The following is a 23,410-nucleotide window of genomic DNA, read 5'->3' as shown; positions in this document are numbered from 1 at the left end:
CTTAGTGGGAGAACAGGGTTTCGACGGTGTGGTGGAGCGCATCCACCGACACAAGGCAAGTGCCAGTGAGAACTACAAACAATCCAGCTAACAATAAAGGGGATAAGTTGCGCCCCTTATTATCAGACAGCAAGTAACGTATACGGGCATCCAACTGGTCAAGAGCGAAATAACAGACCAATGCTGAACTTCTCTCTTTGGGCTGCAACCCATTGGAGATACGGGTTACCTTAAGCAGGGTTTGGGCGATAAAGGTCTCACTCCACCCCTGCCTATGGGCATAAGCGTCTGCACGCTGCTCCATACACAGCGCCATCTGCCGATTCAGATAATTCCCCAAACGCGTAGGGAAAAAGCTGGCAAACAAAGCGAATATTAATTTCTTCAGAGGATCAAATTTTTGCGCATGGGCTTCCTCATGTAGGCGCACCACCTCAAACTCTTCCGCTGTTAACTGGTCTCGCAGACCGCTGGTATAAAACCCTTGTGGACGGAGCAGACCACTGGTGAAAGCTTGGGGACCCTGGGCCTGGATAATACTCTGATCAGACTTATCCCTTTCGCAAAGTTGCATTAACAATCGGAGCTGCGCCAAATGACGATGAACTCGTTTAAAACTTTGAAACACCAAAAACCCGGTAAGGAAAAGAAACGCAATGGTAAAAACACCATGCCAACTGTAGAGATTAAAAGCGTTGATATGGTGCCAGTGCGCCAGAGATGCAACGCCCCCTAAAAGGTTTGGGAATGCCAGGATAACAGCGGCAGAGAAAGCCGCGAACCACGGCAGCAATACCGCGCTCCATAGCAGTAAACGCCGACTACTGGCAGACAAGCGAAGTGAATGCCGGGAAGCAGAAAGGCAGGCAGCTGACACCAGTATAATGCCGACAAACAGGCCAAGCGCCGCAATAGTCAGCAGGTTTAGCCAGAGTGCAACCTGCCCCAAAATCATTCGCGATCACCCTGCTGGCGTTTTACCTTCTGGCTTTCGATCAACTGCTCCAGTTGCTCTAATTGACTTTCGCTCAGTTCCGATGAGATAGAGGTAAATGCGGCTACCAGCCCGTTCTCATCATCAACAAACTCACGAGTAACGTCTTGAATCAGCTGCCCGACAAACTCATAGCGCTCCACTGCCGGGCTGTATTGGAATGCATGCCCCTGCTTCTCCCGGGACAGCAAACCTTTCTTGTAGAGGCGGTCCAGCGTGCTTTGGATGGTATTGAGAGATCCTCCACGGGCCCGGCTCAAGTCCGAGTGGACCTGTTTGGCATCCGCAGATTTTCTATCCCAGAGATATTGGAGCACCTGTTTCTCAAGATCGCCAAGTCGCATAGACCATTATTCCAACAGTGAAAATCATTCTTTAAGTGATGGTAGAACGTCAAAAACCGATCGTCAATAGGTTTTTCTGATGGTATAAACCTATATCAACTACGATTTATCATGCATCATCTCCACTCGCTCTCTCGGACTGATTATCTTGGCATCCATATCTACTTTGGGACCAAATACCCGATCCGATACTTTCCTAGGGAACTTTATCTTTTCAACAATCCCACCTGTTTTTTTCGCCACCAACCTAAAGCCATCCCATCCAATAAAATAACCTAGTACTGCTGAAACAATATAAAGAAAAATATATGATGCAATTAATATTTCTCCATAAGATAGAAATAACAAATCACCAACATCGCTTACTCCCACTGCAGTTCTTGCTCCTCTGGCAAAAAATGCAATATATGCGAATAAAGCAAATGTAGGAGGGATAAAACCAAGCATTATGCCTCTCATTATTTTATCCAGCTGGCTTGGCTTATACATTAATTACTGACTCAATTTACCTGGAAGTGGAAATAAAAAAAATCCAATCATAGTTAAGTTACTCAGATGATAGCTCAAGGGGTTTAGCGGCACGCAACTAAGGATTTACACCATCGATTTTAACCTAGAAATATACCAAATAAAACACATCAAATTTTTGACAATTGATGACTTAAATGAGCTCAAGTCTTGTTGACCTTTACTTAACCATTACCGCTGTACAGAATAGTTAACAGGTCATATATAGAAAGATATAATGAATATCGTGCCTAAGGGAAGAAAGTCTTTTAATTGCGCTACACTTATTGATTGTTCCACTTTAAGTACCCATCTACAGAAAGTGCCCGCGCTAATTTGTGCTATCAATCATAAAGTGTGAAAAGTTACCATGAAAGACGAGAAAATATTAGTTCTTGGAGCAGGTTCAGTTGGCTCATATATAGCTACAAAACTTTACAATGCGCAGTACCATGTAGACGTCATAGGCCGAAAAGCTGAAAAAGTTGGAAGACAACTTTACATCAATAACAAAAAGTATAATTTCCCTCCAGTTTCTAAAGCATTAAAAAACGGCACCTCTTATGACATTGTACTGTTAACTTCCAAGCTTTTTGATGTAAAAGAAAATCTGGACCTTTTAGCCAAAAGCAAGATCAAGTCAAAAATCAATATTTTGCTGCAAAATTGTATTTTTGACATATCCGAATTTATAGGCTCAAGTGAAAAGAATACTTTCATCGCTGTTGTTAATGACGGATTTAATTTGCGTGGCAATCAGCTCACTTACATTAGAGGTAAAGGCTTTCTTATAGAAAAAAGTGAGCACACATGTAAAATATATTCCGTATTTAAGGATGCAGAAATTGAGATAGCTACAACCAAACAGATCTCTCAGCAGAGAGCTATAAAAGCCATCTTTAACTGCTCAACCAATATATTCTCTGCGATTTATTTAAAGAACTATAAAGGTTTATTCGAAGACGAAAAAATAACTAAAAGGATAAGAAATACATACTTTGAGTCATATGATATTTTATCAAGAAAGATTGAATTTGATCAAAGTAAAGAGACTCTTTGGGACAACATTTATCATAGAGTAAAGGATATGAATCATTACCCATCCACTTACCAGGATATCAAAGAGAATAAAAAAACTGAAATTGCCTCCTTAAATGGCCATATCGTTGAACTCGGAAGGAAGATGAATATCCCCACCCCTTACAATTCCGAAGCGATAAAGGAGTTCAAGTCAAGATATCCAAACCTATATTAAAATTATATTCTAATATATTTTATCACTAACATATAATTATTTTTAATGGTTGGCCTACCTAATTCCATAACCTGTAGCACAAACTCTTCACAAAGGAAATACAATGAGTCCGTTAGCATATTGACTCATTGTATGCATATGAAGTATTAGGGGTTATTTAAAGGATCCCAAGCTTTATTAACTGCTGCTTAGCCATTTTAACTCTATTCTTTTGAACCTCACCAAACGTATCCCCGTCCATATTAAGCGCAAAGTAATGCACATTATCCTTGGATTCCACAATACCAATATACCAGCCTAATGCGTATCCTTTTGAGGTTTGCCCTCCACCCGTTTTTGCATAGAATTTATATTTGTCAGTTTCCTCAACCAGCATGATTTTTTTAAAAGAAACCAATGTATCTGAGGATACCGGCAGTTGCCCACTAAATAACTTATGTAGGAAGTTAACCTGTTCTCGAGCAGAAATCTTTAAACTACCATCTAACCAGAAACGATCCACTCCAGAGGAAATATCCATATTTCCGTAGTTAAATCTTGTCAAATACTGATTCATTCTTTCCACACCAACCTGAAAGGCGATTTGCTGGTATATAGGAACTGCAGAATTTTGGAACGCAGCCCGTATTGGGAGTGGCTTTTCATACCAAACCGTAGGCCACCACCTCTGTGCTGGGTACTTCTCATGGTCGTAAGTGAGCTCTTGATTCAAGCTACTTACAACACCCAAATCCAGGGCTATTAAGGTATTGGGTATTTTAAAGGTGGAAAAAGGTGAAAGCCTTGTATCTGCCCTGCTTTGATTGATAACTGTAAACTTGGATTCACGTTCACTCTTAAGAACAAATGTACAGGACTCATCACATATCAAATCCTCGGAAGCCCAAGCATGACTGGTAATCAAAAATGCAAAAAAAGTGCCTACTCTCAAGCAACGTTTAATGACATTCATTATTTTCTAAACCTTTTTTTGATTGAGGCACTAAAAATCTGTCAGCAAGCTAAAACACCGCCAGTCAATGCCCAGTAAACCACTAACATAGCAGTTATCCAATGGACTGGCATCTCAAATAAAATCAAATCTTCATTGAAGCTGAAGTTATCTTCGTCTTGGAACTATGTGTACGAAATCGGTATATGGTATAAGAATTTGCTAACCGATATACTTTCGATAGCTTTCAATACGCTTTTGGAGCCTGGCACCCAGCAACTCATTTGCTTCATGTAAATGTTGATAGATAACCATTGCCTCTTGTAGGAATGCAGATTTCCTCACTGAATCCCAGTGTGCCGGTGGTTCAGATAAATTAGTTATTCGGTCCGCAAGTTTTACCATCCAAATTTCTTTAGGCTGAAGCTTAATACGCTTAAGCGAATCAAGCATCTGTTCCTGCTTTGTAACTAATGTATCGTCTTTAGTGAGTGCCTGAACACCCTCAGCTACATCCCCACCAAATGTGAACTTTATGAGTCCAAAATCAACCTCAGTATCTTCCAAAGTATCATGGAATAAAGCACACTGAATGGCGAGGTTACCGTTAAGGTTAACATCTGAAGCTAATCCAAAGATCAACTCCATAGCCACACTTCCGATATGATTAATGTACGGGAAATCTTGACCAGCTACCGAACTAGCGTACCTTTGCCCACTATGTACTAAGGTTGCAAAATTCCAGGCTTTGAGATATACGTCTTGCGACCAATTTAACTTCATTAAATCCCTGCGTTTATTAATGCTGGTAGTGAATTCATGGTTGTAAAACTTATAACACCATCAATATCACATTTTTCATTATATCGATTGTAAAAGAAAGTACTCATACCGGCTTTGGAACCCGCTTCGACACCTACGGGCCCATCATCTACTACGACACACTGTTCAGCCGTATAACCCATCTCTTTGGCAGCATGCAAATAGATACCAGGATCAGGCTTCCAGATCCCCACATCATATGAGCTGTATAGGTTATCGCCAAAATAATGAGATAACCCACATAGCTTTAGCGCATGCTTGATTTTAGACAATGGCCCACTGGAAACCACAGCTTTAGGCCCATTCAGTGCCTCAAGAGCGTTGATCACACCATTCACTGGCTTTAGCTCTCTATCGAACAGGTCTGATACTACCGAGCGATATTCATCAACAAAATTATCCGGTAGAGTCACCTCATTCTCTCGCTCTAAAATCACGAGAATACTGGCCAATTTCCATCCTCTAAAGCGTATAACCAACTCCTCCGGATCAAGCTTTATGGCGTATCGATGGAACATTTTGGCCAAACCGATATTACAGAGATACTCACTGTCAACTAAGGTACCGTCATTATCAAAAAGAAAGCACTTATCCATTACACTCTCCATTTATATAAATTCACCAGAAGTCATTCAGCCAGGATATTTGGCAATCAATATTGACAAGGCCGTTTACTTGAATATTCGATGGGAGGTTAAAGGTATAGTATACTAATTAATTTGCAATGATATCTTCGATTATTACTGGGGATGAGAGCCACTTTTGAGCTTATCTCTTTATTACTTGATCTAGGCAGGAACCCAATAGTATCTAACCTGACAGAGAAGTCCCTGCCAGATTAGAAATCTTCTAAATATCAATTACTGACTACTTTTCAGCAGTACGTGGATGGGGCTTATATCTGCCCTTACCTTTCACCTTATGCCACGCTCTTTGAGCATCAACAAAACCGAGACCTGTATTGTTAGCCCCCAGATGTGAGTGTCTTGCTGTCGATTGAAGTGCTTGTACTACCCTTTGAGTTGCCTCACTCCCAGAGAAACCATAGCGTTCTGCAGCATCCAGTAAAAGAACGCTCACTGCTGCCAGTTGTGGCGCGGAAAAGGAACTACCGGACTCAAAATTGTTGCTTGAAGCTGAGTAGACCGCATCACCCGCGATTGCAAAGCTTCGATCACTAGCCAACTGATTGTACCCAGGCACGGTGGCTGTCAGTGAAACCTCATTTGAAAAAGGCTGCAAATTAATCGCGAACATTAAGTTCTTATCACCAGGCTGACCCTCATTTCGCACAAGAAATGATTTTATTAACTCCAGGTCGTAAGTGAAAAAGCTACCAAGCGGCGGCAGACCTAAGCGCTCACGAACATCTGTATTTACTCCATCCAAGTCTGTTCCTGTATTACCAATGGACTTTGTAAAGATTTTTGTCTGCAGGATACTGGATAAATGATCGGCAAACTCCTGATCTAACTGATCGTCGGTAATGTGAAATGCCCTGCTCATGTTGATAACACTAATATCCTCACGAGCACGCATGTATTCCATAGCTTCGTTGTAAGTTTTACTCTCTGTACTCACTGGGACAATAGTGGCCTTAGGCGCGATATCCAGGATGATATCAATCACAGTATTTCCGTGCAGAAAAGTAATAGGGTCACCAAATTGAACTTCAGCCTCAATATTTGGGTACATTTCACGCTGCTCCTTCAATCGTATAGGGTCAAATAAATCGAATACCGCTATAACGATCCCTTCTCCATCAAAATGCCTAACTAAACTTTGCTGTTTAAGACTGTAGCTCGGCACATAGGGCAATAAAAATTCATTAATTGCTAACCTGAACTCATCCAATTCATGAATAGCTGCTTCAAATGCCGGCAGATTCTCTTGCTGATAATCTTCCGGCTGGAAAGTGTACAATAGTTCAGCCAGTACAATAAATTCAGTAATAGACTGGCCCCACTTATGCATCAGTAGATCTTCTACCATGTATAAAGATTTATACCTTCCCTGGTATTGATCGAAATCAGCTGCTAAGTAGCTATCAAATATCGGGGTAATGGGCTCTTCCCAAGACCAGGGAGTAAGCTCCTTGATGGTATCCAAAGACTCTCGTGCTTGCTCTACGTTCGGGTCAGATGCGAGCACTTTAAAACTGAATACAATCAGTAGAACCGTCAATATAACCTTATTCAAAACTATTTTCCTTTTATACTGGAATTTATTTGGATATTTTAGTTTGGACTACTACAAGCCAAGGGTGACAACACCGCAATTTCTCCCCGGCAGGATCTCTTAGCAGTGAATAAATAGGAACATGGAAGATACGGAAAGGCAATGATAGGCTAACAAATTTTGAGTAAAGTCACATTCAATTGAATAGACTTTAAATTGAAAAATCAGGAGGAGATATTGAACGATTCAGATCTATTTGATAACAATAAGTGAGAAACCAGAGTACGGTCAATGATGCCTAGTTTATCTTTACTAGATTAGAATTCATCTGACAAGCACCCTCTAAAAAATGTCACTGTGAAATCAAGCCTGAAATCAGATTTAACACTATAAAATCTGCATTCAATCACGTCTAAGATCGATTTTAAGTTTCCATATTTTGCCCCAGTGAATATAATTGCCGTAGAAAATAGGTTCTTTGAGGCTATGATTTCTTGAGGTTAAACTTACCTGGCTCTTTTCGAGGGTACCCGCGCTTCTATTTACGCCCGATCTGACGGGAATCAGGACAACATACCCATATCCCCCTTTTTTTGCCCATTCTTTGGAATGAAGGTGATCCAAGTCACCCAGACCTCTATCAGGCTTTTCGAAACCAGCTTTCTCCCACGCAGTTCCATAACTTGTATAATTAGGGTTGACCCAAATATGCTCTTCCTCTGGAATATAATCCCTCAGTGTCGAGTTTGTAATATTTTTTAGGCGGAGAGCATTACCTGAAGTAACTCCTGGGATTGATATAACGGTTCCAAGACTCCTTAAGACTTGCTCATCTCTAACCGCAACAGGTAAGTCATCTTTTAAAACTAGAGTGTCGCGCTTTTCATCATACGTTCGATTGAAGTCATTTTCGTCTATTGTAAACATAATTTCTCTCTAACTTTTATTAAAACCCAGAAATCAATTTAAAATATAATTATCAATTTATTTATGCATCATAAAAAATCCATCTCCTTCTGATTACGGAGATACTTTAAGGAGCGCTATACAAAGCACATCATACATAGCGGAACAGATAATCATGACAGGCAATCAGGACGAACAATATTTGATCACCTCATGAAGAGACCATGGGTATATACGCCTTTGTCTGAAAGCGATCTCAATATTTATGGTATTCCCCGATGTGTCAATAGCTCTGACACTTAATGCTTTATAAGAGGGCAAATCTTCGGGAAGTTTAAGCAGAATTGGTCCATATCGACTGTACTACTCATGAACTAGGAGATTTTTTATACTTCAGACCTAAACCCAGCTCGTCAAAATGCCTACCCATCAAATGTTGATATATGTCCTTTGTAGGCATAATCACTCACTGAAAATCAAGATTAACAATGGACTTGATTATGCCTACGCTTACTTAGAATTCCTTTCTAATCAATTTAACAGCTTCCTTTGTGGTTAATATATCATTAGCCATATACTTGAAGTTAATCATTGCCGCTTCGTAGCAATCACCCTCAGGCAAATTTGCACCAGCTGTTGCATCATTTACAACAGCCACTTCAAACCCTTGTTCTAACAGTTCGCGCATATGAGATTCTGTGCATAGATTTGCAGACATCCCTGCAAGAATTACTTTATCAATACCCTGCTTTCTCAATTGAAGTACTAAATCATTTGTTTCAGGGCCATAAATTTTATGTGGGCCGGTCACAACAGTCTTACCATTATTTATATATGGCTTATATTGCTCCAACCAATCAGCTCCAGAGTTTTCAAATCCGTTTAAACTTAGAGGGTCCTCTCGGTTGAACATACCAAGTTTGTGCATTACCACTTCGAGGCTCCCCTCAAACTTCCACTTGTGATCATGAGGATAGTAATAATGCGGAGAAATAAATAAAGGCACATTCTTTTTCCCTGCAACTTTCATTAACCGTTCAAGGTTCTGAACTGTATTTTTTTTCTACACTTTCTCCCACCACACCCCAGGTAACACCAGTAGGGCTTAAGAAATCATTCTGCGGGTCGGTTATTACGATTGCAGTCCGCTCAGGATCAATTTTCATACCAGGTTCAGCTTGATCGGCAAAGCAATTCAGTGAGAAAGAGATAAGTCCTAGTGTTACAACTGGCGCTACTAGATTATTTAAAAAGTTCATCAGGTATTTTCCTATCCAAAGCTCTTAAGTTATGTAGGGTAAGTAAGCAGGGCATTGCTAGCGCTTAACCTGGAACGTATAATATCTTCACAATCTGTATGATAAATGCTTAAAAGTATATATTTCATGTCAGATCGTATGACTATATGGTTTTTAGGTGTTCGCCGTTATGGACGTGTTAAGTGATTTGCTCAGGGTTTTCCACTTAAAAGCACATGTTTTTTTACACAGCCAGTTTTATGGCGCTTGGCGGGTAGACACCTCCGGAGAGCAAAAGGCCACCTTTCATCCTGTGGGTTTTGCGTTCTGGAGCGCGATGGAAAGATCTTCCTTCACACTATCCATCACCGAGTACATGCTGGAGAAGGCTTCAATTTTGGGAAGAGCAAGGAGCTTGGTTACAGGCATGGAGAAGATTTCTGGAGCTGTTGGATCAGCAGTCTTTGCTTAACTAGGAGGAGGTTTTTTCTGATGGCAGCTTTGCACCCGTAAAAAAGGGGCTTTGAAATCGGGAAAACCAAGCGGGGCAAGGGTTCAAAGTGGATGGTGGTGGTCGATGGCGAAGGTATTCCACTGGGAGGCACCATTACTTCGGCCTCACCAGCAGAAGTGAAGTTATTACACCCATTACTTGATGTTACGTATAAAAATACAAAGATTCATCGCTTAGTTTATGATAAAGCGGCGGACTCAGATCCTCTTAGAGATAGCCTGTTGAGTCGTGGAATCGACCTTATCTGTCCACATAGGAGAAATAGGAAAAAAGCCTCAAGACAGGATGGCAGAAAGCTCAGAAGGTACGCTCGCCGTTGGAAAGTTGAGAGGACTTTTGCGTGGTTGGGAAATTACCGCCATTTAGTTGTTAGATGGGAGCGATATTTGTCCACTTATCGTGCTTTTTTCTATATTGCATGCATGTTAATTACGTTAAAGAAGTTATGAAACAGCTTCTAATAATTTTGCTATTGCTTTCTGAGAGTGTCCGGATTTTCTTAAGCTGTAAATCTGGTGTCGTTCGTTCTCGCTCAGTTGGTAGTAGCTCATCAGTGCCTTTCTCTTGGTCGGGAGAGTTACAGACTCTACCAGCTTAGCCCTCCCTTACCAATTGCACCTGTTATCTGAAACCAAGCTCACCTAAAGATTAAATTGTATTAATTAAAGAACAGCTATTTTATTGCCCCTTTTTGCTCATCTCCAAAATTTTTATCTGCCGCTGCTTTCCATTTGTTATCAAGGTCCTGAAAATGCTGGGAGTCCATGGTTTCAAAAAATTCCTTTGGAGAGTACATATCATTCATAAGAGCCTCTGTTGTTCCCTTCGCTTTAAGTTCCCTCAATACTCGTTGGGCAAGCTTACACATAGAAAACATCAGGCTTCCTGGGTAAATAACCAATTTATAAGACAACTCCTCAAGTTCTTTATGTGTAAATAATGGGGACTTACCGTGTTCGCCAAAATTATACATTAGAGGTATATCCACCTCATTCTGTACACGAAGGACTTCTTCCCTGCTTGTAATTGCCTCTACAAATAATGCATCAACACCGGCTTCAGCATAAGCAACACATCGTTTTAGGGTGTCATCGATACCTGTCACCGCCAAGGCATCTGTCCTGGCAATAATAACGAAATCATCGTCAGTGCGACCTTCCAGTGCTCCGTATATTTTATGAACCATCTCTGAGATTGGCACTACTCGCTTTCCGGCTAAGTGACCACATTGCTTCGGTAATATCTGGTCTTCTATATGTAATCCTGCAACTCCCGACCGCTCATATTCCTGGACTGTCCTATAGGCATTTAATGCGCTGCCAAAACCGGTATCTGCATCCGCAATCACTGGTATATTTACAGTTGAAGCTATAGCACGCGCATTCGCAGCCATTTCAGTCAATGTAATAAACCCAAGATCAGGGCGACCAACATGAGTAACAGCGGTTCCACCTCCTGTCATGTAAAGTGCCTTGAAACCCTCTTCCTGAATGATTTTCGCAGTAAGGCAATCATAGGCCCCTGGCGCAACAATTAGGCCTGGCTGATTAATCATTGCCCTCAACGTAGTTGTCATCTTCTTCATAAATATCCTACCCAAATGAAATTTACTTCATATTTGGCGTATAAAATTTTAAGCAGCACATTAGGAATTCACACCAAAGAATATAGCAAAGGAATTCACACCAAAGAATATAGCAAAGGAATTCACACCAAAGAATATAGCAAAGGAATTTTATGAAGGGTTGAATATCAAATTTTACCAAGAAGCCTCTCCCCTTAAAGTAGACGCCATCTTATGCGGCCATTCTTTCATATTCATCAGGGCTTTTGAACCCAAGTGAACTATGTCTTATTATAAGGTTATAGTATCTATCAAGATACCAAAATAAGTTACTTCTCAGGTCCTCAACCGAATCAAAAATAACCATTTAAATTTCTCAGTTTTTAATGCCTAAAAAAATGATTCCACATACACATTATCATTCATAAATCCTGGATAGTTCATGCTCGGTTCAATACCTAGAAGCTGCTTCATAACTTCTTTAACGTAATTAACATGCATGCAATATAGAAAAAAGCACGATAAGTGGACAAATATCGCTCCCATCTAATAACTAAACGGCGGTAATTTCCCAACCACGCAAAAGTCCTCTCAACTTTCCAACGGCGAGCGTACCTTCTGAGCTTTCTGCCATCCTGCCTTGAGACTTTTTTCCTATTTCTCCTGTGTGGACAGATAAGGTCGATTCCACGACTCAACAGGCTATCTCTAAGAGGATCCGAGTCCGCCGCTTTATCATAAACTAAGCGATGAATCTTTGTATTTTTATACGTAACATCAAGTAATGGGTGTAATAACTTCACTTCTGCTGGTGAGGCCGAAGTAATGGTGCCTCCCAGTGGAATACCTTCGCCATCGACCACCACCATCCACTTTGAACCCTTGCCCCGCTTGGTTTTCCCGATTTCGAAGCCCCTTTTTTTTCTGGTGCAAAGCTGCCATCAGAAAAGACCTCTTCCCAGTTAAGCAAAGACTGCTGATCCAACAGCTTCAGAAATCTTCTCCATGCCTGTAACCAAGCTCCTTGCTCTTCCCAAAATTGAAGCCTTCTCCAGCATGTACTCGGTGATGGATAGTGTGAAGGAAGATCTTTCCATCGCGCTCCAGAACGCAAAACCCACAGGATGCCTTCAAAACAAGCTCGATTAACAATGGGTTTTGGGCCTCCCTTTCCTAGTTTTAACTCAGGAAGACAAGGTTCAATCAATTTCCATTGATCATTGGTTAACTCTGACTTGAATCGGCTCACTATTGCTGGACTTTTTTCTATGTAATTGCGTGAGAATAGCCGATTTCAAGTTATGAAACAGCCTCTAGTTATTTTTTCAATAACTCAATAGCTTCTACAGCCTAACAGCCTTCATAAAGGAGGGCTGAGTTAGATTTTACGTGATTTCCCCTCTTCTCTGGCTCTAGCTCGCTCAGCCTCCAGAATGATCTGCTCTACAGAATACTTTATTGCACAAATCATAGTAGCTATAGCGCCAATAAATGTTGTAAACCAAAATGAAACATTTAGCGCAACGAGAATAAGTGACATCAAACTCACAGCCAGCAATTTCATGTTATCTAAATGAAAATCAAAAAATTTACGGTCAAGCAAACCCATATGAAAAACAAGGAACAAGCCAATTGCAGCACACGAGACAATGGCTAAAATCGCAGAGGAATCATCTCCAACTTTTACAAACTGATAGAATCCATAATAGACAAACCATCCTAAAAAAGGGCTTAATAAGGCTACCTTTCCAGCAGCTATATCTTTAGAGATATGACGCCAAAAAATTGACCACCGGTTATTTCTGCCCTTTTCAAGATTAGTTAATTTAGCCGCTCCAAAAGGAATAGCTAGCAATCCTCCAATAATCATCGCAAAAACTATAATCGTTGTTATTGTTTCCAGTACCAGATACCACATAAATACCTAGCCTCGTCACTGCTTTGATATAAAAATCATATCTAGCGGACAGTAGAAACTATTTTTGCTGAGGAATACAGATCATTCTTAGCTATATGGAGCCTGCGCCAACTTTTATTCGCGCATTGTCCAGGTGATCACAAACCATTTCCATCCCATCCAGCACTCTAAAGGTATGTCTCTGGATAATATCTGGGGGTACAAAATAGAGACTATCATTTTTCACCGCATTGAGTGTCGGATAGGCTTTCCAGGCATCCAGCCAATCTGGCCGGCTTTTTCCCATGCCGCTGGAAATAATCACTTCAGGATTCCGGTTAAGAACAGATTCGATACTGATCTTGGGCGCCAAAACCATCGCATCAGCAAATGCATTGCGGCCACCACAAGTTTGGATCACATCGCTGATCAAATGCTCGCCATTGAGTGTTTGGAGGGGATCATTCCATACCTGGTAGAATACACTTACCGGTGTTTTTTTCTTGTTGCTATGCTGGAGTTCATTTAGTCTCTTAAGCCACTCGCTTGCAGTGCGGTCCGCATTCTCGCTTGTGCCGGCAAGTTCGCCAAAAAATCTTACATTCTTTGCAATATCTTCCAGAGTTCGGGACTCAGTGACGAATACCGTAAACCCGAGATCATCCAGCTTTTGGATCATTTCATCGCCATTTCCCGACCCCCAGGCGACAATCAGATCCGGTTTCAAAGCCAGCAAAGATTCATAGCTTAGTGCTTTGTAATTGCCAATCTTTGGCAGCTTCTTTGCCTGCTCAGGATAATCGCTGTAGCTAACAGCAGCAACCAGCTTCTCTCCCGCACCTGCGCTGTAGAAATTTTCTACAATATGTGGAGCCAGGGCAACAATACGCTCTGCCGGCGCTGCCAATTCGATCCAGTGCCCCCGTGCATCCTGTACACGTACTGGTTTATCGGCCCAACAAGAGCCTGTCCAAAAAAGGCTCAGGGTAGTAATGAAGATTGTGAAAATACTGCGAGACATCATTTAACTCGTCTAACTCTAAATTTATTGTTTTGTAACACTCAAATTTCAAACACTGGCAAGAGCTACCCACAGAATTAGTACTGTAAGTTCGATAATTTCGACCAGGCCACCCAGACAATCACCGGTATAACCACCAATAGTTTTCTCCCATAAATGACGCCAACAAAGAATCAGCACAGGTAAAGCACTAGCCATTCCAACTACGATGGCCATAGGAGCTGTTGCGAAAGCGATGGCCGTAACGATAATGACCACAGACAATAGCTCCCGTCTTCTCTTTGAGCCAGAGGGTGGAACAAAACCCTCCACACGGGCGTAGTCTGAAATACTCATTAGAGATAACGCTGCCGTCCTGGCCAACATCGGCGACAGTACCAGCGGCAGGTATATCCAGTTTTCTATCGCATCCAGTTCGGCTGTAAGTAGAGTTGCGATCGCTGCGAATTTAATCAGTAGAAATACAACAAGTGCAACAACCGCAACTGAGCCACAATGTGGATCATGCATTACAGTGAGGATTCGACTGCGCCTTTCTTCAGGATCAGCACATTTGTGACCGGCAAAGTAGGCATCAGTACAATCGGCAAGACCATCAAGATGTAAGGCACCAGTTAAAATGACCCAAAACCCCAGCAATATTGCCGCCTGTAGCTGAATTCCCAGTGGGGCCAGCAGGTATGCTGCGGCCGATAATAGAAGCCCAATAACAACCCCAACAAACGGATAGAAGTAAATTGATCGCTCTACTGTTTCTTTATCGACCCGGTACAACAATCCCGCGACTGGCAGCCGGGTAAGAAAGACCAGTGCATATAGGAATGCCTGGATAAGACCTGAAAATTTACGGACAATAAACATAGGCATCCTGCCCCGGATAGGGAATCCCGAAAGTCCCGCTATTGCAATCGTATTCCATTGACGCGGCAAATCCATAGCCTACCTGTAACGACATCATCTGACCGGGCCCCCAACCATTGGCAATGGTCAGCAGTAACTTGATCACGCCACCATGGGTTACCAATAATAGAGATTCTCCCGAGTAGCGCACAGACAGCTCGCTAATAGTCTGTAGCACCCGGGACCGGAAAGATGTGAAAGGCTCACCGCCTGGGGGACAGTGCTTTTCTGGCTCGCGGCTCCATGCATTACACAAGGTTTTGTGCTCGGTCCAGATTTTGTCGATCGCTTGCCCTTCCCATTCACCGAAACTAATTTCGCGGATACCGGGAACAATATCTACTGGCAACTTTCTTTTGTGGCCCAGCTGGGCAGCAAATGCCTGGCAACGACCCAGTGGGGAAGTGATAATTCTATCCCATGGGCCGGTAAGATCCCTGAGTCCTTGCCACATTTGCTCCCAACCTTCTTCAGTTAAGGAGACATCAATCTGGCCACGAAATATACTACCGCCAGCACATGCGCCATGTCGTAACAGGTCAATCCTCAATCGGTACACCTGCTTCGCTAAATGTGAACATCTTGTTATGCAGGTTAAGCGCCTGCCTGATAATACTTATAGCCAGAACAGCACCAGTACCCTCCCCCAACCGCATATTGAAGTTGAGCATAGGACTAACCCCCATACACTCTAGGGCCAGTTTGTGCCCAAGTTCATCCGACAGGTGCGCAAATAAGAACCAGGGGTTTACAGAGGGATTGATAGCTCCAGCAACAGCAGCTGCAGCCGTGGCCATAAACCCGTCAACCAGAACCGGGGTTCCCCGCTGGGCGCAGGCGATAAATGCCCCGGCCAGGGCCGCAATTTCGAAACCACCGAGAATTTGCAGAATACTCACGGGGGAATCCAGAGCAGCGCTGTGCTGCTCCAAAGCAGATTCAATCAGTGCAATTTTTCGGGCGAGTATATCATCACCGATACCTGTACCTCTCCCTGTGATTTCTGGAACTTTCAAATCAAACAAAGCAGCAAAAATTGCAGCTGCCGAGGTGGTATTACCGATCCCCATATCCCCGCCGATAAAACAATCACTATCGGTAGAGTGCCTTCGTCCCACATTAAACGCACTTATGAGCTGCCCATAAGTCATCGCGGGTTTACCTTGGGAAAAATCCGCTGTAGAAGGCGCAATGACCTCATCGATCAATTCAGGGTGCTCAGTGGGCACCACACAACCCAAATTAATAGCAGCAAAGTCTGCATTCTGCTCTCGACTCAATACATTGATGGCCGCCCCACCCTCACAGAAAATATTAAGCATTACTGAGGTAACGGCCTGGGGAAATTGCGAAGTGCCCTGGGCTGCAATACCGTGATCAGCTCCAAAAACACGCACAGATAGGCGTTCAAGTTGAGGCTGCCCTTTACCCTGGAACCCGGCAAAATCTACAGCAATAGTTTCCAACCGGCCGAGTGCGCCCTCTGGCTTTATCAATTGTTTCTGCCGGGCAATAGCTGCATTTCGAGCCGATTGATCTGGTGCAGGTGCCGGATTATAGAGCCAGCTCAGTTCATCAGACATAACCTTTCGCCTCTCGTGCTCAATCTATTTTACCGTCAGAGGTAAACCGGCAATAGCCAGGGTTACGCTGTCAGCCCGCTCCGCCAACGCCTGGTGCAACCAGCCTGCAGCATCCACAAATTCCCGTGATAATTGCCCAAGAGGCACTATCCCGGAGCCAACTTCATTACTGACGAATATCCATGGGGCGGCATTGTTTTCTGAATTATTGCGCCTTTGATCAACACGCTGCATCAATGCTTCGCGTTCACGCGCCCAGACGCCTTCATGAATGCAGTTACTGAGCCACAACGTCAGGCAATCCACCAAAACACAGTGAGATTTAGGGGATGCATCTAAAGCCTCAGCCAACGCGATAGGCTCTTCAATAGTTTGCCAGTGTTGCCCCCTGTCTCCTTGATGACGAGCGATACGAGAAGACATTTCCTCGTCCCCCGCTGTAGCAGTTGCCAGGTAACTAAGTCCACCGGCATTGTTACTTTGCAGCCACTGTTCGGCACTCTGCTGTGCCAGTCGGCTCTTGCCGCTGCGCGCACCACCGAGAATCAGGTGCAGATTACTGTTGTTATACATCGGCAACCACCAGGGATTTACCAGTTACCGGGTGTGGTACCACTGTGACGCTGTAACCATAGAGTTGCTGCATATTTTCTGCGGTCAGTACCGCTTCTGGGCAACCATAGGCCATGCTACGTCCATGCTTAAGGGCGAGGATCCGGTCACTGTAACCACTGGCGTGAGCGAGATCATGCACCGTCATCACAACAGCCGCACCACTTCGCGCAAAGTCGCGCACCGCTCTCATCATTTCGTACTGATGAGCGATATCGAGGCTGGTAGCCGGCTCATCCAGCAGAAGCAAACGATCTCCTCCATCTTCAGCACGCCAGATTTGTGCCATTACCCGTGCCAGTTGCAAGCGCTGCTGCTCACCGCCCGACAATGTGGGATAGAGACGCCCAGATAAATGGCAAACGTCCAGTGCCGCCATAGCTTCCAAACAAATAATTCTATCTCGCTCAGTGCCTGTGGAGTGTGGCGTGCGGCTGAGGGCAACCAGTTCAAGGCCCGTAAAGGCAAATGAAAGCGGATTGCTTTGTGGCAGAACTGCCAACTGCCTGGCTCGCTTGCGAGCGGGCAAACTAGCAAGCGACTCACCTTTAAAGTGAACTCTTCCAGTCTCCATCGCAGATTCACCGCAAAGTGCGCGCAATAGTGTCGACTTACCGGCACCGTTGGGACCAATCACGCAAACCAGCTCCCCGACATCAACGTCAAGACATACATCGGTAAGCAGCGGTCGATTGTCCACACTTACCGTGACTCCCTCAGCCTGTAACAGAGCCATTAGAGGGACCCCCTGTTTTTGCGTAACAAGGAAATAAAAAATGGCACCCCAATCAGGGCGGTAATCAACCCTACCGGTATCTCGACGGGCGCAATAATTGTGCGTGCGAGGGTATCAGAAACCAATAACAGGCTGGCGCCAGCCAGCGCCGATAGGGGTAACAGCTGGCGATGATCCGGCCCCACCCACAACCGCACTATATGCGGCACCACCAAACCCACAAAAGCAATACTGCCGGCCACGGCAACTGAAGTTCCCACCCCTGCAGCGACAAGCACGATCAAGCTGGTTTTTACCCGCTCCACATCGACACCGAGATGCCGTGCCTGGGATTCCCCCAGCAAAAGAACATTCAGTGAAGAACCAAAACCGGGCAGGCTGGCAAGCAACCCACACAATACTGCCAAAATCAGAAAAGCACGGGGATAGCTGGCCGCATCCAGCCCACCCATTAGCCAGAGGCTCATACGACGCAACGTGTCATTATCTGCAAAGTATTCCATCAGCCCGATTAAACTTGCTGATAGAGCAGTCACAGCGATACCCATCAGCAGCATGGTGGCCACCGAAGTTCCATTGATACTTTTTGCCACCCGATAAACCAATGTCACTGCTAGCAAGCCACTGAAAAATGCCGAAATTGATACCACCGGCAAACTTCCAAAGCCACCGGCTACTTCTGCTCCAAGTAAAATAGCCAGACAGGCACCAAGGGAAGCACCCGCAGTAACCCCAATTAATGAAGGGTCAGCCAGTGGATTGCGAAATAAGCCCTGTAACATCGCACCACAGATGGCGAGTACTGCCCCTACTCCTGCCGCCAATAAAGCCCGTGGCAAGCGAATTGCCTGAACGATATCTTTTGCCAGACCTCCCTCCCCTTGCCCACTGAGAGCAGAGACAACTTGAGAAGGCGAAAGATATACAGCACCGACGGCCACTGCGACAACAAAACTCATTGTGAGCCCTGCGGGCAATACCCACCAGGCAAGATTCAAAGCTTTGACACGGGCGATTGTCATTGGCTTACCTCTTCCAATGTTGCCCCACCTTGGTCTCGTCCGAATTGCCTAAGCCAAGAGTTCTGCATATGTTCGGCAATAGAATCAGCCAGCCTATCCAACTGCTTCTCACGATGGACATTCAGGTTCAGCGGTGTAGCCCCTGTTAGGCCGCCCCAGGAAAACAGCGCATTTTGGGCTTGCGGAGAATCGAAAAGCCCATGCACATAAGTAGCAAGCACCTGCCCGTCGGCACTGATAGCCCCATCTGGCCTAAGGTTTCCAGCTTCGTCATGAAGAAATACCGCGGGGATCTGCAAAGCTGGCCCTTCTGTAATCCCGCAGTGTATTTCGTAGCCTTGAAGGGCGATATCCCCCTGGTCATTATCCTGATTTCCCAGAGATAGAAACCCGGTAACATTTATTAATGCCTTATATGGCTGCAGCCTGGTTATATAATCCAGATAACCAAGGCCTAGCTCACTGCCGGGGACATCTTCTACCCCATCTGGGTCCTGCACCTCTTTTCCCAGCATTTGCAGGCCGCCACAAATACCTATGAGTTTTCCACCATAACGCAAGTGCCGATCCAGTTGTGCAGGCCAGTCATTTTCTTTTAAATAGGCCAAATCAGCCCGCACATTTTTACTTCCTGGAAGGATAACCCAATCGCAAGGGGGGATTGATTCACGCACGCTAACAAATTGCAGGTCAATATCCGGGTTCAACCTCAGTGCGTCAAAATCTGTATGGTTACTAATTCGGGGCAGCACCGGTACCACTACCTTTAGCCGAGCATCAGCACCAGCCTGCTGGGTGCTAATCGCATCTTCCGCATCCAGGTACAGGTCGTGGAGATATGGCAATACCCCGAGAACGGGTTTACCGGTGTAGTTTTCCAACCATTCGAGCCCCGGCTCTAGCAGCTGCAAGTCGCCACGAAAGCGGTTGATCACAAATCCAACTACGCGGTCGCGTTCAGTTGGGGACAGTAATTCGAGGGTGCCTACCAAGTGGGCGAAAACACCGCCGCGATCAATATCAGCAATTAACACCACAGGGCAATCCACCGCCTCAGCAAAACCCATATTGGCAATATCATTTTCCCGCAAATTGATTTCCGCCGGACTTCCCGCGCCTTCAACAAGCACCAGCTCATATTGATCATTAAGGCGTTTAAAGGAATCCAGCACGGCATTTTGTGCAGTGGATTTGTAATGGTGGTAATTCAGGGCCTGCATATTTCCCAGCGCCCTGCCCTGGATAATCACCTGAGCCCCAGTGTCTGAAGCAGGCTTAAGCAGCACAGGGTTCATATCGCTATGCGGTTCTATTCCGCAAGCTTGGGCCTGTAGCGCCTGCGCCCGCCCTATTTCGCCACCGTCCGTAGTGACTGCACTATTGAGCGCCATATTTTGTGGCTTGAATGGAGCAACACAAAGTCCCTGCCGGGCAAAATAGCGGGCAAGCGCCGCAACTAGAGTACTTTTGCCAGCATCCGAGGTGGTGCCCTGGATCATCAATACGGACATAACGAATACAACTTAGTAGTCGACCCCTTTTCTGGCCTTGATCCCAGCTTTAAAGGCATGCTTTATATCTTTTACTTCAGACACAGTGTCCATCAGCTCTTGCAGAGCACTACCACCGCCGCGGCCGGTCACTACCACACTCTGCTCTGGAGGGCGTTCCGCCAAAGCTTTCAATACCTGTAATTCATCCAGGTATTTATACGCGAGCATATAAGTTAACTCGTCCAATACCACTAGATCATAGCTGGCATCGGTGAGCATTTTCCCGGCTTCCTCCCAGGTTCGTTCTGCAGCTGCTATATCACTGCTGCGATCCTGTGTATTCCAGGTAAAGCCTGTACCCATTTGGTAGAGGTTTACTTCAGGGCAATGGTATTTGAGAAAGAGTTCCTCTCCAGATTGCTGTGCGCCTTTGATAAATTGCACTACCCCCACCTTCTGGCCATAACCTAGCGCACGTATAACCATGCCGAAAGCAGAGCTGGATTTCCCCTTGCCATTACCAGTTAGCAATACAGCAACTCCACGCTGGATATCGGCCGCTGCTATATTTGCATCAACCTTCGCCTTATGTTTTTGCATTGCCTGTTTGTGTTTGGCATTTTTTTTCTGCTGGTCTTCCGACATGGTCACCTCAGTTCAAGAATCTATTATAGAGAGTGCTTTAGAAGCTGAATTCCACACCGGCATAAGCAGCAGCACCCGCGGTGTTATACCCAGGCACTTCCTCATAGTCTTCATCCACGAGGTTTTCTCCACGAACGTAAACGGTGGTAGCGTTATTCAACTGGTAACGTACGCTAGCATCCAATACTTGGTAATCATCTATGGAGGAGCCATCTGTATCTTCCGCTCCAGCACTAGAGCGTAGATTCACCAGAAGACTAAGAGCGCCGGTCGGTTTATAGGTAAAGCCCAGGTTAGCCAAATGCTTCGGGATTCGCGGGCGTGGAGAATCATCAGCCTGTTCGGCATCGGTATAGGTGTAGTTGGCTGACAGCAGCAGAGTATCAGTGACCTGAGTTTCGGCTATCAATTCAACTCCACGGGATTTGCTTGTTCCCTTGCTTTGCAGGTAACCATACGCATCGTTATTCCAGCCAATTTCCTTATCAATGACCTGCTTAAACAGTACGAATTCCAGATAGAGGGAATTTTCACCAAAGTACTCAACACCAAGGTCCAAGCCTCGACTTTCTTCCGGCGATAGTGTTGGCAGTTCTAGTGGCTCAGAAGTCAACCGATCAGTTGCGGTAGCGTTGTGATTAACTTCATACAGACTGGGAGCGCGGAAGCCGGTACCGTAACTGCCTTTTATCTTTACAGTACCGTTGGCAACATCCTCAAACAGGTACGCTGAGCTGGCGCGGAAACTGTTAAAGCGGCCAAAATCTGAGTTGTTGTCATGGCGAAGACCAAGGGTGATATAGGCTTGATCGGCATAGCTTCCCCGGTATTCAGAATAAACTGCCCACTGATCCCGGTCCAAGTCTCCCGAAGTATCTTCACGGTGCTCCACCCCGTAGGCCATCCCATGTTCGCGACTAAACCCATGAGAACCAGTGAGGTTCAATTTTTCAATATCACCTTCATACTCATAGGAAGTTCCCCCTCCGATGTAGGTGCGCTTCAAATCAGAATGTGAATAGGCCAACTCTTGTTGACCATCTTCGCCATTGTGAGCCAAGCTGACACGAGCACTTTCCTGGCTGAAATCAAAGTTACAATCGTCCTGAGAGGGCCAGCCGCAACGATCATATTCACCTGAGGCATCGGTATCCCGCGCTACAGCTTCCACTCGCCACAGCTCAGAGATATTCCAGCCTACTCGGCCATGTAAAGTCTCGTTATCATAACCGTCGTCATCCCTCAATTCAGTGTCATCGCTGCTGGTATTGAAACCATCGGTTTCCAGCGCCGCAGCTGAAAGGAAGTAATCCAGTGTTTCATTGGCTCCACTGGCACTGGCATTGTAGCGCTCAGTATCGTAGCTACCACCCTCAGCGGATAATTCAAAGCGCTGCCCTTCATCCTCTCGACGGGTCGAGATATCCAGTACACCACCAGCATCAGCCCCATAGAGCATGCCTTGCGGACCGCGTAGCAATTCTACTCGCTGCAAATTACTGCTCATAATATGCTCAATATGAGCACCCGACTGGAGACCGGTTGGATCAGAAATATCGATGCCATCTATTTGGACCAGCGTTCTAAAGCCAGATTCCCCCCGCACCTGTAGCGAGGTTGTCTTACCAATACCACCGCTGTTGTTGACAGAAACCGAAGGTACGCTTCGCAGCACATCGGCCAAGGAAGCCAAACCTCGTGCTTTGAGTTGCTCTTCATCCAATACGGTTACCGAAGTGGCGATCCTGCGCAAAGGCTCATCTTGGCGGGAGCTCACAACAACTAAAGTTTCCAGGTCGGGAATAGAAGATGCACTATCGGTAGATTCGCCAAGTACTGGCACACTCACAGCTGACAGCACACTCAAGCTCAATAAAGATTTTTTCAAGTTTCAACCCCTAAGGACAAAAGCTCATGGGATCGAGGGAGGAATAGCAATGCGGCACGCCGACGAAGCGTGAAAGATCGTATTGCGAGATGGTAGCCCTCCGCTCCATCGTGTTTCGAGAAGAGGCCGGTATCGGGCTTACCACTCAAAATACTGGTGGATCACCGTTGCGGGGGCAGCGCCGGAATTCCGGACTTCCCGTTTAACCTTCTCAGCCAGCACAGGGCAGAAGGCACCTCTTATCGTGGTCGCGAAACTAGTGGAAAGGCACTGGAATGTCAACTAATGCAAAAAAGGGGCCTGACTCTACTATCTGCTGGAAACTACGGCGCGGGCTCATCAAGGGTAAGATTCCTGACA

At 45.0% G+C, this 23,410-nt stretch carries 27 protein-coding genes, 1 pseudogene and 1 riboswitch; of the genes and pseudogenes, 3 read left to right on the top strand and 25 right to left on the bottom strand.

From position 1 onward, the window contains the following. Nucleotide 1 precedes the first annotated feature (1 nt). The 3 genes from ACJJJB_RS07530 to ACJJJB_RS07520 form a co-directional block, all read right to left on the bottom strand. Nucleotides 2-955 carry a M56 family metallopeptidase gene (locus ACJJJB_RS07530; protein WP_020415316.1) on the bottom strand — a complete coding sequence of 318 codons (954 nt, stop codon included), beginning with the start codon at nt 953-955 and terminating at the stop codon, nt 2-4. Beyond that, complete coding sequence (locus ACJJJB_RS07525) at nt 952-1,338, bottom strand: BlaI/MecI/CopY family transcriptional regulator (protein WP_020415315.1); 387 nt, start codon at nt 1,336-1,338, stop codon at nt 952-954. Before ACJJJB_RS07525 ends, ACJJJB_RS07530 begins: the two co-directional genes overlap by 4 nt. A 99-nt stretch (nt 1,339-1,437) precedes the next feature. Beyond that, nucleotides 1,438-1,785, bottom strand: coding sequence for a hypothetical protein (locus ACJJJB_RS07520; RefSeq protein ID WP_282950678.1), 348 nt, complete (start codon nt 1,783-1,785; stop codon nt 1,438-1,440). Between the two features lie 430 nt (nt 1,786-2,215). Here ACJJJB_RS07520 and ACJJJB_RS07515 point away from each other — a divergent pair, with 430 nt between their 5' ends. Further along, complete coding sequence (locus tag ACJJJB_RS07515) at nt 2,216-3,100, top strand: ketopantoate reductase family protein (RefSeq protein WP_444901642.1); 885 nt, start codon at nt 2,216-2,218, stop codon at nt 3,098-3,100. A gap of 157 nt (nt 3,101-3,257) precedes the next feature. Here the strand turns inward: ACJJJB_RS07515 and ACJJJB_RS07510 are convergent, their stop codons facing one another. From ACJJJB_RS07510 to ACJJJB_RS07480, 7 genes are all read right to left on the bottom strand, one after another. Further along, a complete protein-coding gene (locus ACJJJB_RS07510) occupies nt 3,258-4,052 on the bottom strand; it encodes a penicillin-binding transpeptidase domain-containing protein (RefSeq protein WP_020415312.1) in 795 nt (264 codons plus the stop codon). Between the two features lie 201 nt (nt 4,053-4,253). Continuing rightward, nucleotides 4,254-4,814: an HD domain-containing protein gene (locus tag ACJJJB_RS07505; RefSeq protein WP_445365975.1), complete on the bottom strand. Its 561-nt coding sequence runs from the start codon at nt 4,812-4,814 to the stop codon at nt 4,254-4,256. Next, a complete protein-coding gene (locus ACJJJB_RS07500) occupies nt 4,814-5,449 on the bottom strand; it encodes an HAD-IA family hydrolase (RefSeq protein WP_282950681.1) in 636 nt (211 codons plus the stop codon). Before ACJJJB_RS07500 ends, ACJJJB_RS07505 begins: the two co-directional genes overlap by 1 nt. A gap of 271 nt (nt 5,450-5,720) precedes the next feature. Continuing rightward, nucleotides 5,721-6,962 carry a S8/S53 family peptidase gene (locus ACJJJB_RS07495; RefSeq protein WP_445365974.1) on the bottom strand — a complete coding sequence of 414 codons (1,242 nt, stop codon included), beginning with the start codon at nt 6,960-6,962 and terminating at the stop codon, nt 5,721-5,723. A gap of 471 nt (nt 6,963-7,433) precedes the next feature. Continuing rightward, entirely contained in the window at nt 7,434-7,958 is a 525-nt protein-coding gene (locus ACJJJB_RS07490) for a hypothetical protein (RefSeq protein WP_445365973.1), read from the bottom strand. Between the two features lie 493 nt (nt 7,959-8,451). Continuing rightward, complete coding sequence (locus tag ACJJJB_RS07485; protein ID WP_444946897.1) at nt 8,452-8,967, bottom strand: isochorismatase family protein; 516 nt, start codon at nt 8,965-8,967, stop codon at nt 8,452-8,454. Nucleotides 8,968-8,974: 7 nt separating this feature from the next. Then, entirely contained in the window at nt 8,975-9,196 is a 222-nt protein-coding gene (locus ACJJJB_RS07480; RefSeq protein ID WP_444901648.1) for a hypothetical protein, read from the bottom strand. Nucleotides 9,197-9,495: 299 nt separating this feature from the next. Here ACJJJB_RS07480 and ACJJJB_RS07475 point away from each other — a divergent pair, with 299 nt between their 5' ends. Both ACJJJB_RS07475 and ACJJJB_RS07470 read left to right on the top strand, forming a co-directional pair. Continuing rightward, the gene (locus tag ACJJJB_RS07475; RefSeq protein WP_353056824.1) at nt 9,496-9,651 is read left to right on the top strand and encodes a transposase; all 156 of its coding nucleotides are present in this window, start codon (nt 9,496-9,498) and stop codon (nt 9,649-9,651) included. Between the two features lie 52 nt (nt 9,652-9,703). After that, a complete protein-coding gene (locus ACJJJB_RS07470) occupies nt 9,704-10,138 on the top strand; it encodes an IS5 family transposase (RefSeq protein WP_444946923.1) in 435 nt (144 codons plus the stop codon). A 6-nt stretch (nt 10,139-10,144) separates the two neighbouring features. Here ACJJJB_RS07470 and ACJJJB_RS07465 read toward each other — a convergent pair. The 15 genes and pseudogenes from ACJJJB_RS07465 to ACJJJB_RS07395 form a co-directional block, all read right to left on the bottom strand. Then, nucleotides 10,145-10,240 (bottom strand): annotated as a pseudogene (locus ACJJJB_RS07465) (helix-turn-helix domain-containing protein); the annotation flags it as partial. Between the two features lie 122 nt (nt 10,241-10,362). Further along, nucleotides 10,363-11,274, bottom strand: coding sequence for an isocitrate lyase/PEP mutase family protein (locus ACJJJB_RS07460; RefSeq protein ID WP_282950686.1), 912 nt, complete (start codon nt 11,272-11,274; stop codon nt 10,363-10,365). 449 nt (nt 11,275-11,723) lie between these two features. Next, entirely contained in the window at nt 11,724-12,122 is a 399-nt protein-coding gene (locus ACJJJB_RS07455; protein WP_444901650.1) for a transposase, read from the bottom strand. Next, complete coding sequence (locus ACJJJB_RS07450; RefSeq protein ID WP_445365972.1) at nt 12,053-12,502, bottom strand: transposase; 450 nt, start codon at nt 12,500-12,502, stop codon at nt 12,053-12,055. Before ACJJJB_RS07450 ends, ACJJJB_RS07455 begins: the two co-directional genes overlap by 70 nt. Before the next feature lie 129 nt (nt 12,503-12,631). Further along, entirely contained in the window at nt 12,632-13,171 is a 540-nt protein-coding gene (locus ACJJJB_RS07445) for a hypothetical protein (RefSeq protein WP_282950688.1), read from the bottom strand. 91 nt (nt 13,172-13,262) lie between these two features. Next, nucleotides 13,263-14,174: a cobalamin-binding protein gene (locus ACJJJB_RS07440; RefSeq protein ID WP_282950689.1), complete on the bottom strand. Its 912-nt coding sequence runs from the start codon at nt 14,172-14,174 to the stop codon at nt 13,263-13,265. A 45-nt stretch (nt 14,175-14,219) separates the two neighbouring features. Next, nucleotides 14,220-15,032 carry an adenosylcobinamide-GDP ribazoletransferase gene (cobS, locus tag ACJJJB_RS07435; protein WP_445365971.1) on the bottom strand — a complete coding sequence of 271 codons (813 nt, stop codon included), beginning with the start codon at nt 15,030-15,032 and terminating at the stop codon, nt 14,220-14,222. Beyond that, a complete protein-coding gene (locus tag ACJJJB_RS07430) occupies nt 15,016-15,621 on the bottom strand; it encodes a histidine phosphatase family protein (RefSeq protein ID WP_371841300.1) in 606 nt (201 codons plus the stop codon). The genes cobS and ACJJJB_RS07430 overlap by 17 nt, the downstream gene beginning before the upstream one ends. Then, nucleotides 15,611-16,654, bottom strand: a complete 1,044-nt coding sequence (gene cobT, locus ACJJJB_RS07425; RefSeq protein ID WP_445365970.1) for a nicotinate-nucleotide--dimethylbenzimidazole phosphoribosyltransferase — start codon at nt 16,652-16,654, stop codon at nt 15,611-15,613. The genes ACJJJB_RS07430 and cobT overlap by 11 nt, the downstream gene beginning before the upstream one ends. Before the next feature lie 24 nt (nt 16,655-16,678). Then, a complete protein-coding gene (gene cobU, locus ACJJJB_RS07420) occupies nt 16,679-17,227 on the bottom strand; it encodes a bifunctional adenosylcobinamide kinase/adenosylcobinamide-phosphate guanylyltransferase (RefSeq protein WP_282950693.1) in 549 nt (182 codons plus the stop codon). Next, the gene (locus tag ACJJJB_RS07415) at nt 17,220-18,002 is read right to left on the bottom strand and encodes a heme ABC transporter ATP-binding protein (RefSeq protein ID WP_445365969.1); all 783 of its coding nucleotides are present in this window, start codon (nt 18,000-18,002) and stop codon (nt 17,220-17,222) included. Before ACJJJB_RS07415 ends, cobU begins: the two co-directional genes overlap by 8 nt. Next, nucleotides 18,002-19,024 carry a FecCD family ABC transporter permease gene (locus ACJJJB_RS07410; protein ID WP_020415298.1) on the bottom strand — a complete coding sequence of 341 codons (1,023 nt, stop codon included), beginning with the start codon at nt 19,022-19,024 and terminating at the stop codon, nt 18,002-18,004. The genes ACJJJB_RS07415 and ACJJJB_RS07410 overlap by 1 nt, the downstream gene beginning before the upstream one ends. Next, a complete protein-coding gene (locus ACJJJB_RS07405; protein WP_020415297.1) occupies nt 19,021-20,535 on the bottom strand; it encodes a cobyric acid synthase in 1,515 nt (504 codons plus the stop codon). Before ACJJJB_RS07405 ends, ACJJJB_RS07410 begins: the two co-directional genes overlap by 4 nt. A 12-nt stretch (nt 20,536-20,547) precedes the next feature. Beyond that, nucleotides 20,548-21,162 (bottom strand): cob(I)yrinic acid a,c-diamide adenosyltransferase, encoded by a 615-nt coding sequence (gene cobO / locus ACJJJB_RS07400; RefSeq protein WP_445365968.1) that lies wholly within the window; start codon nt 21,160-21,162, stop codon nt 20,548-20,550. A 37-nt stretch (nt 21,163-21,199) separates the two neighbouring features. Further along, on the bottom strand, nt 21,200-23,050 hold the full coding sequence (locus ACJJJB_RS07395; RefSeq protein WP_445365967.1) for a TonB-dependent receptor plug domain-containing protein: 1,851 nt from the start codon (nt 23,048-23,050) through the stop codon (nt 21,200-21,202). A gap of 107 nt (nt 23,051-23,157) precedes the next feature. After that, nucleotides 23,158-23,305, bottom strand: a riboswitch (cobalamin riboswitch). Nucleotides 23,306-23,410 lie beyond the last annotated feature (105 nt).

The organism is Microbulbifer variabilis (assembly GCF_052468405.1).
The sequence above is the reverse complement of the archived record's forward strand: the minus strand, read 5'-3'. Positions and strand labels throughout refer to the sequence as shown.

Coding starts and splice junctions, on each gene's coding strand:
- ACJJJB_RS07515 (WP_444901642.1), top strand. CDS start 2,216: ATGAAAGACGAGAAAATATTAGTTCTTGGAGCAGGTTCAGTTGGCTCA.
- ACJJJB_RS07510 (WP_020415312.1), bottom strand. CDS start 4,052: ATGAATGTCATTAAACGTTGCTTGAGAGTAGGCACTTTTTTTGCATTT.
- cobS (WP_445365971.1), bottom strand. CDS start 15,032: ATGTTTATTGTCCGTAAATTTTCAGGTCTTATCCAGGCATTCCTATAT.
- ACJJJB_RS07455 (WP_444901650.1), bottom strand. CDS start 12,122: ATGGTGGTGGTCGATGGCGAAGGTATTCCACTGGGAGGCACCATTACT.
- ACJJJB_RS07460 (WP_282950686.1), bottom strand. CDS start 11,274: ATGAAGAAGATGACAACTACGTTGAGGGCAATGATTAATCAGCCAGGC.
- ACJJJB_RS07415 (WP_445365969.1), bottom strand. CDS start 18,002: ATGGCTCTGTTACAGGCTGAGGGAGTCACGGTAAGTGTGGACAATCGA.
- ACJJJB_RS07480 (WP_444901648.1), bottom strand. CDS start 9,196: ATGAACTTTTTAAATAATCTAGTAGCGCCAGTTGTAACACTAGGACTT.
- ACJJJB_RS07440 (WP_282950689.1), bottom strand. CDS start 14,174: ATGATGTCTCGCAGTATTTTCACAATCTTCATTACTACCCTGAGCCTT.
- ACJJJB_RS07505 (WP_445365975.1), bottom strand. CDS start 4,814: ATGAAGTTAAATTGGTCGCAAGACGTATATCTCAAAGCCTGGAATTTT.
- ACJJJB_RS07445 (WP_282950688.1), bottom strand. CDS start 13,171: ATGTGGTATCTGGTACTGGAAACAATAACAACGATTATAGTTTTTGCG.
- cobU (WP_282950693.1), bottom strand. CDS start 17,227: ATGTATAACAACAGTAATCTGCACCTGATTCTCGGTGGTGCGCGCAGC.
- ACJJJB_RS07525 (WP_020415315.1), bottom strand. CDS start 1,338: ATGCGACTTGGCGATCTTGAGAAACAGGTGCTCCAATATCTCTGGGAT.
- cobO (WP_445365968.1), bottom strand. CDS start 21,162: ATGTCGGAAGACCAGCAGAAAAAAAATGCCAAACACAAACAGGCAATG.
- ACJJJB_RS07490 (WP_445365973.1), bottom strand. CDS start 7,958: ATGTTTACAATAGACGAAAATGACTTCAATCGAACGTATGATGAAAAG.
- ACJJJB_RS07410 (WP_020415298.1), bottom strand. CDS start 19,024: ATGACAATCGCCCGTGTCAAAGCTTTGAATCTTGCCTGGTGGGTATTG.
- ACJJJB_RS07520 (WP_282950678.1), bottom strand. CDS start 1,785: ATGCTTGGTTTTATCCCTCCTACATTTGCTTTATTCGCATATATTGCA.
- ACJJJB_RS07530 (WP_020415316.1), bottom strand. CDS start 955: ATGATTTTGGGGCAGGTTGCACTCTGGCTAAACCTGCTGACTATTGCG.
- ACJJJB_RS07485 (WP_444946897.1), bottom strand. CDS start 8,967: ATGAAAGTTGCAGGGAAAAAGAATGTGCCTTTATTTATTTCTCCGCAT.
- cobT (WP_445365970.1), bottom strand. CDS start 16,654: ATGTCTGATGAACTGAGCTGGCTCTATAATCCGGCACCTGCACCAGAT.
- ACJJJB_RS07500 (WP_282950681.1), bottom strand. CDS start 5,449: ATGGATAAGTGCTTTCTTTTTGATAATGACGGTACCTTAGTTGACAGT.
- ACJJJB_RS07405 (WP_020415297.1), bottom strand. CDS start 20,535: ATGTCCGTATTGATGATCCAGGGCACCACCTCGGATGCTGGCAAAAGT.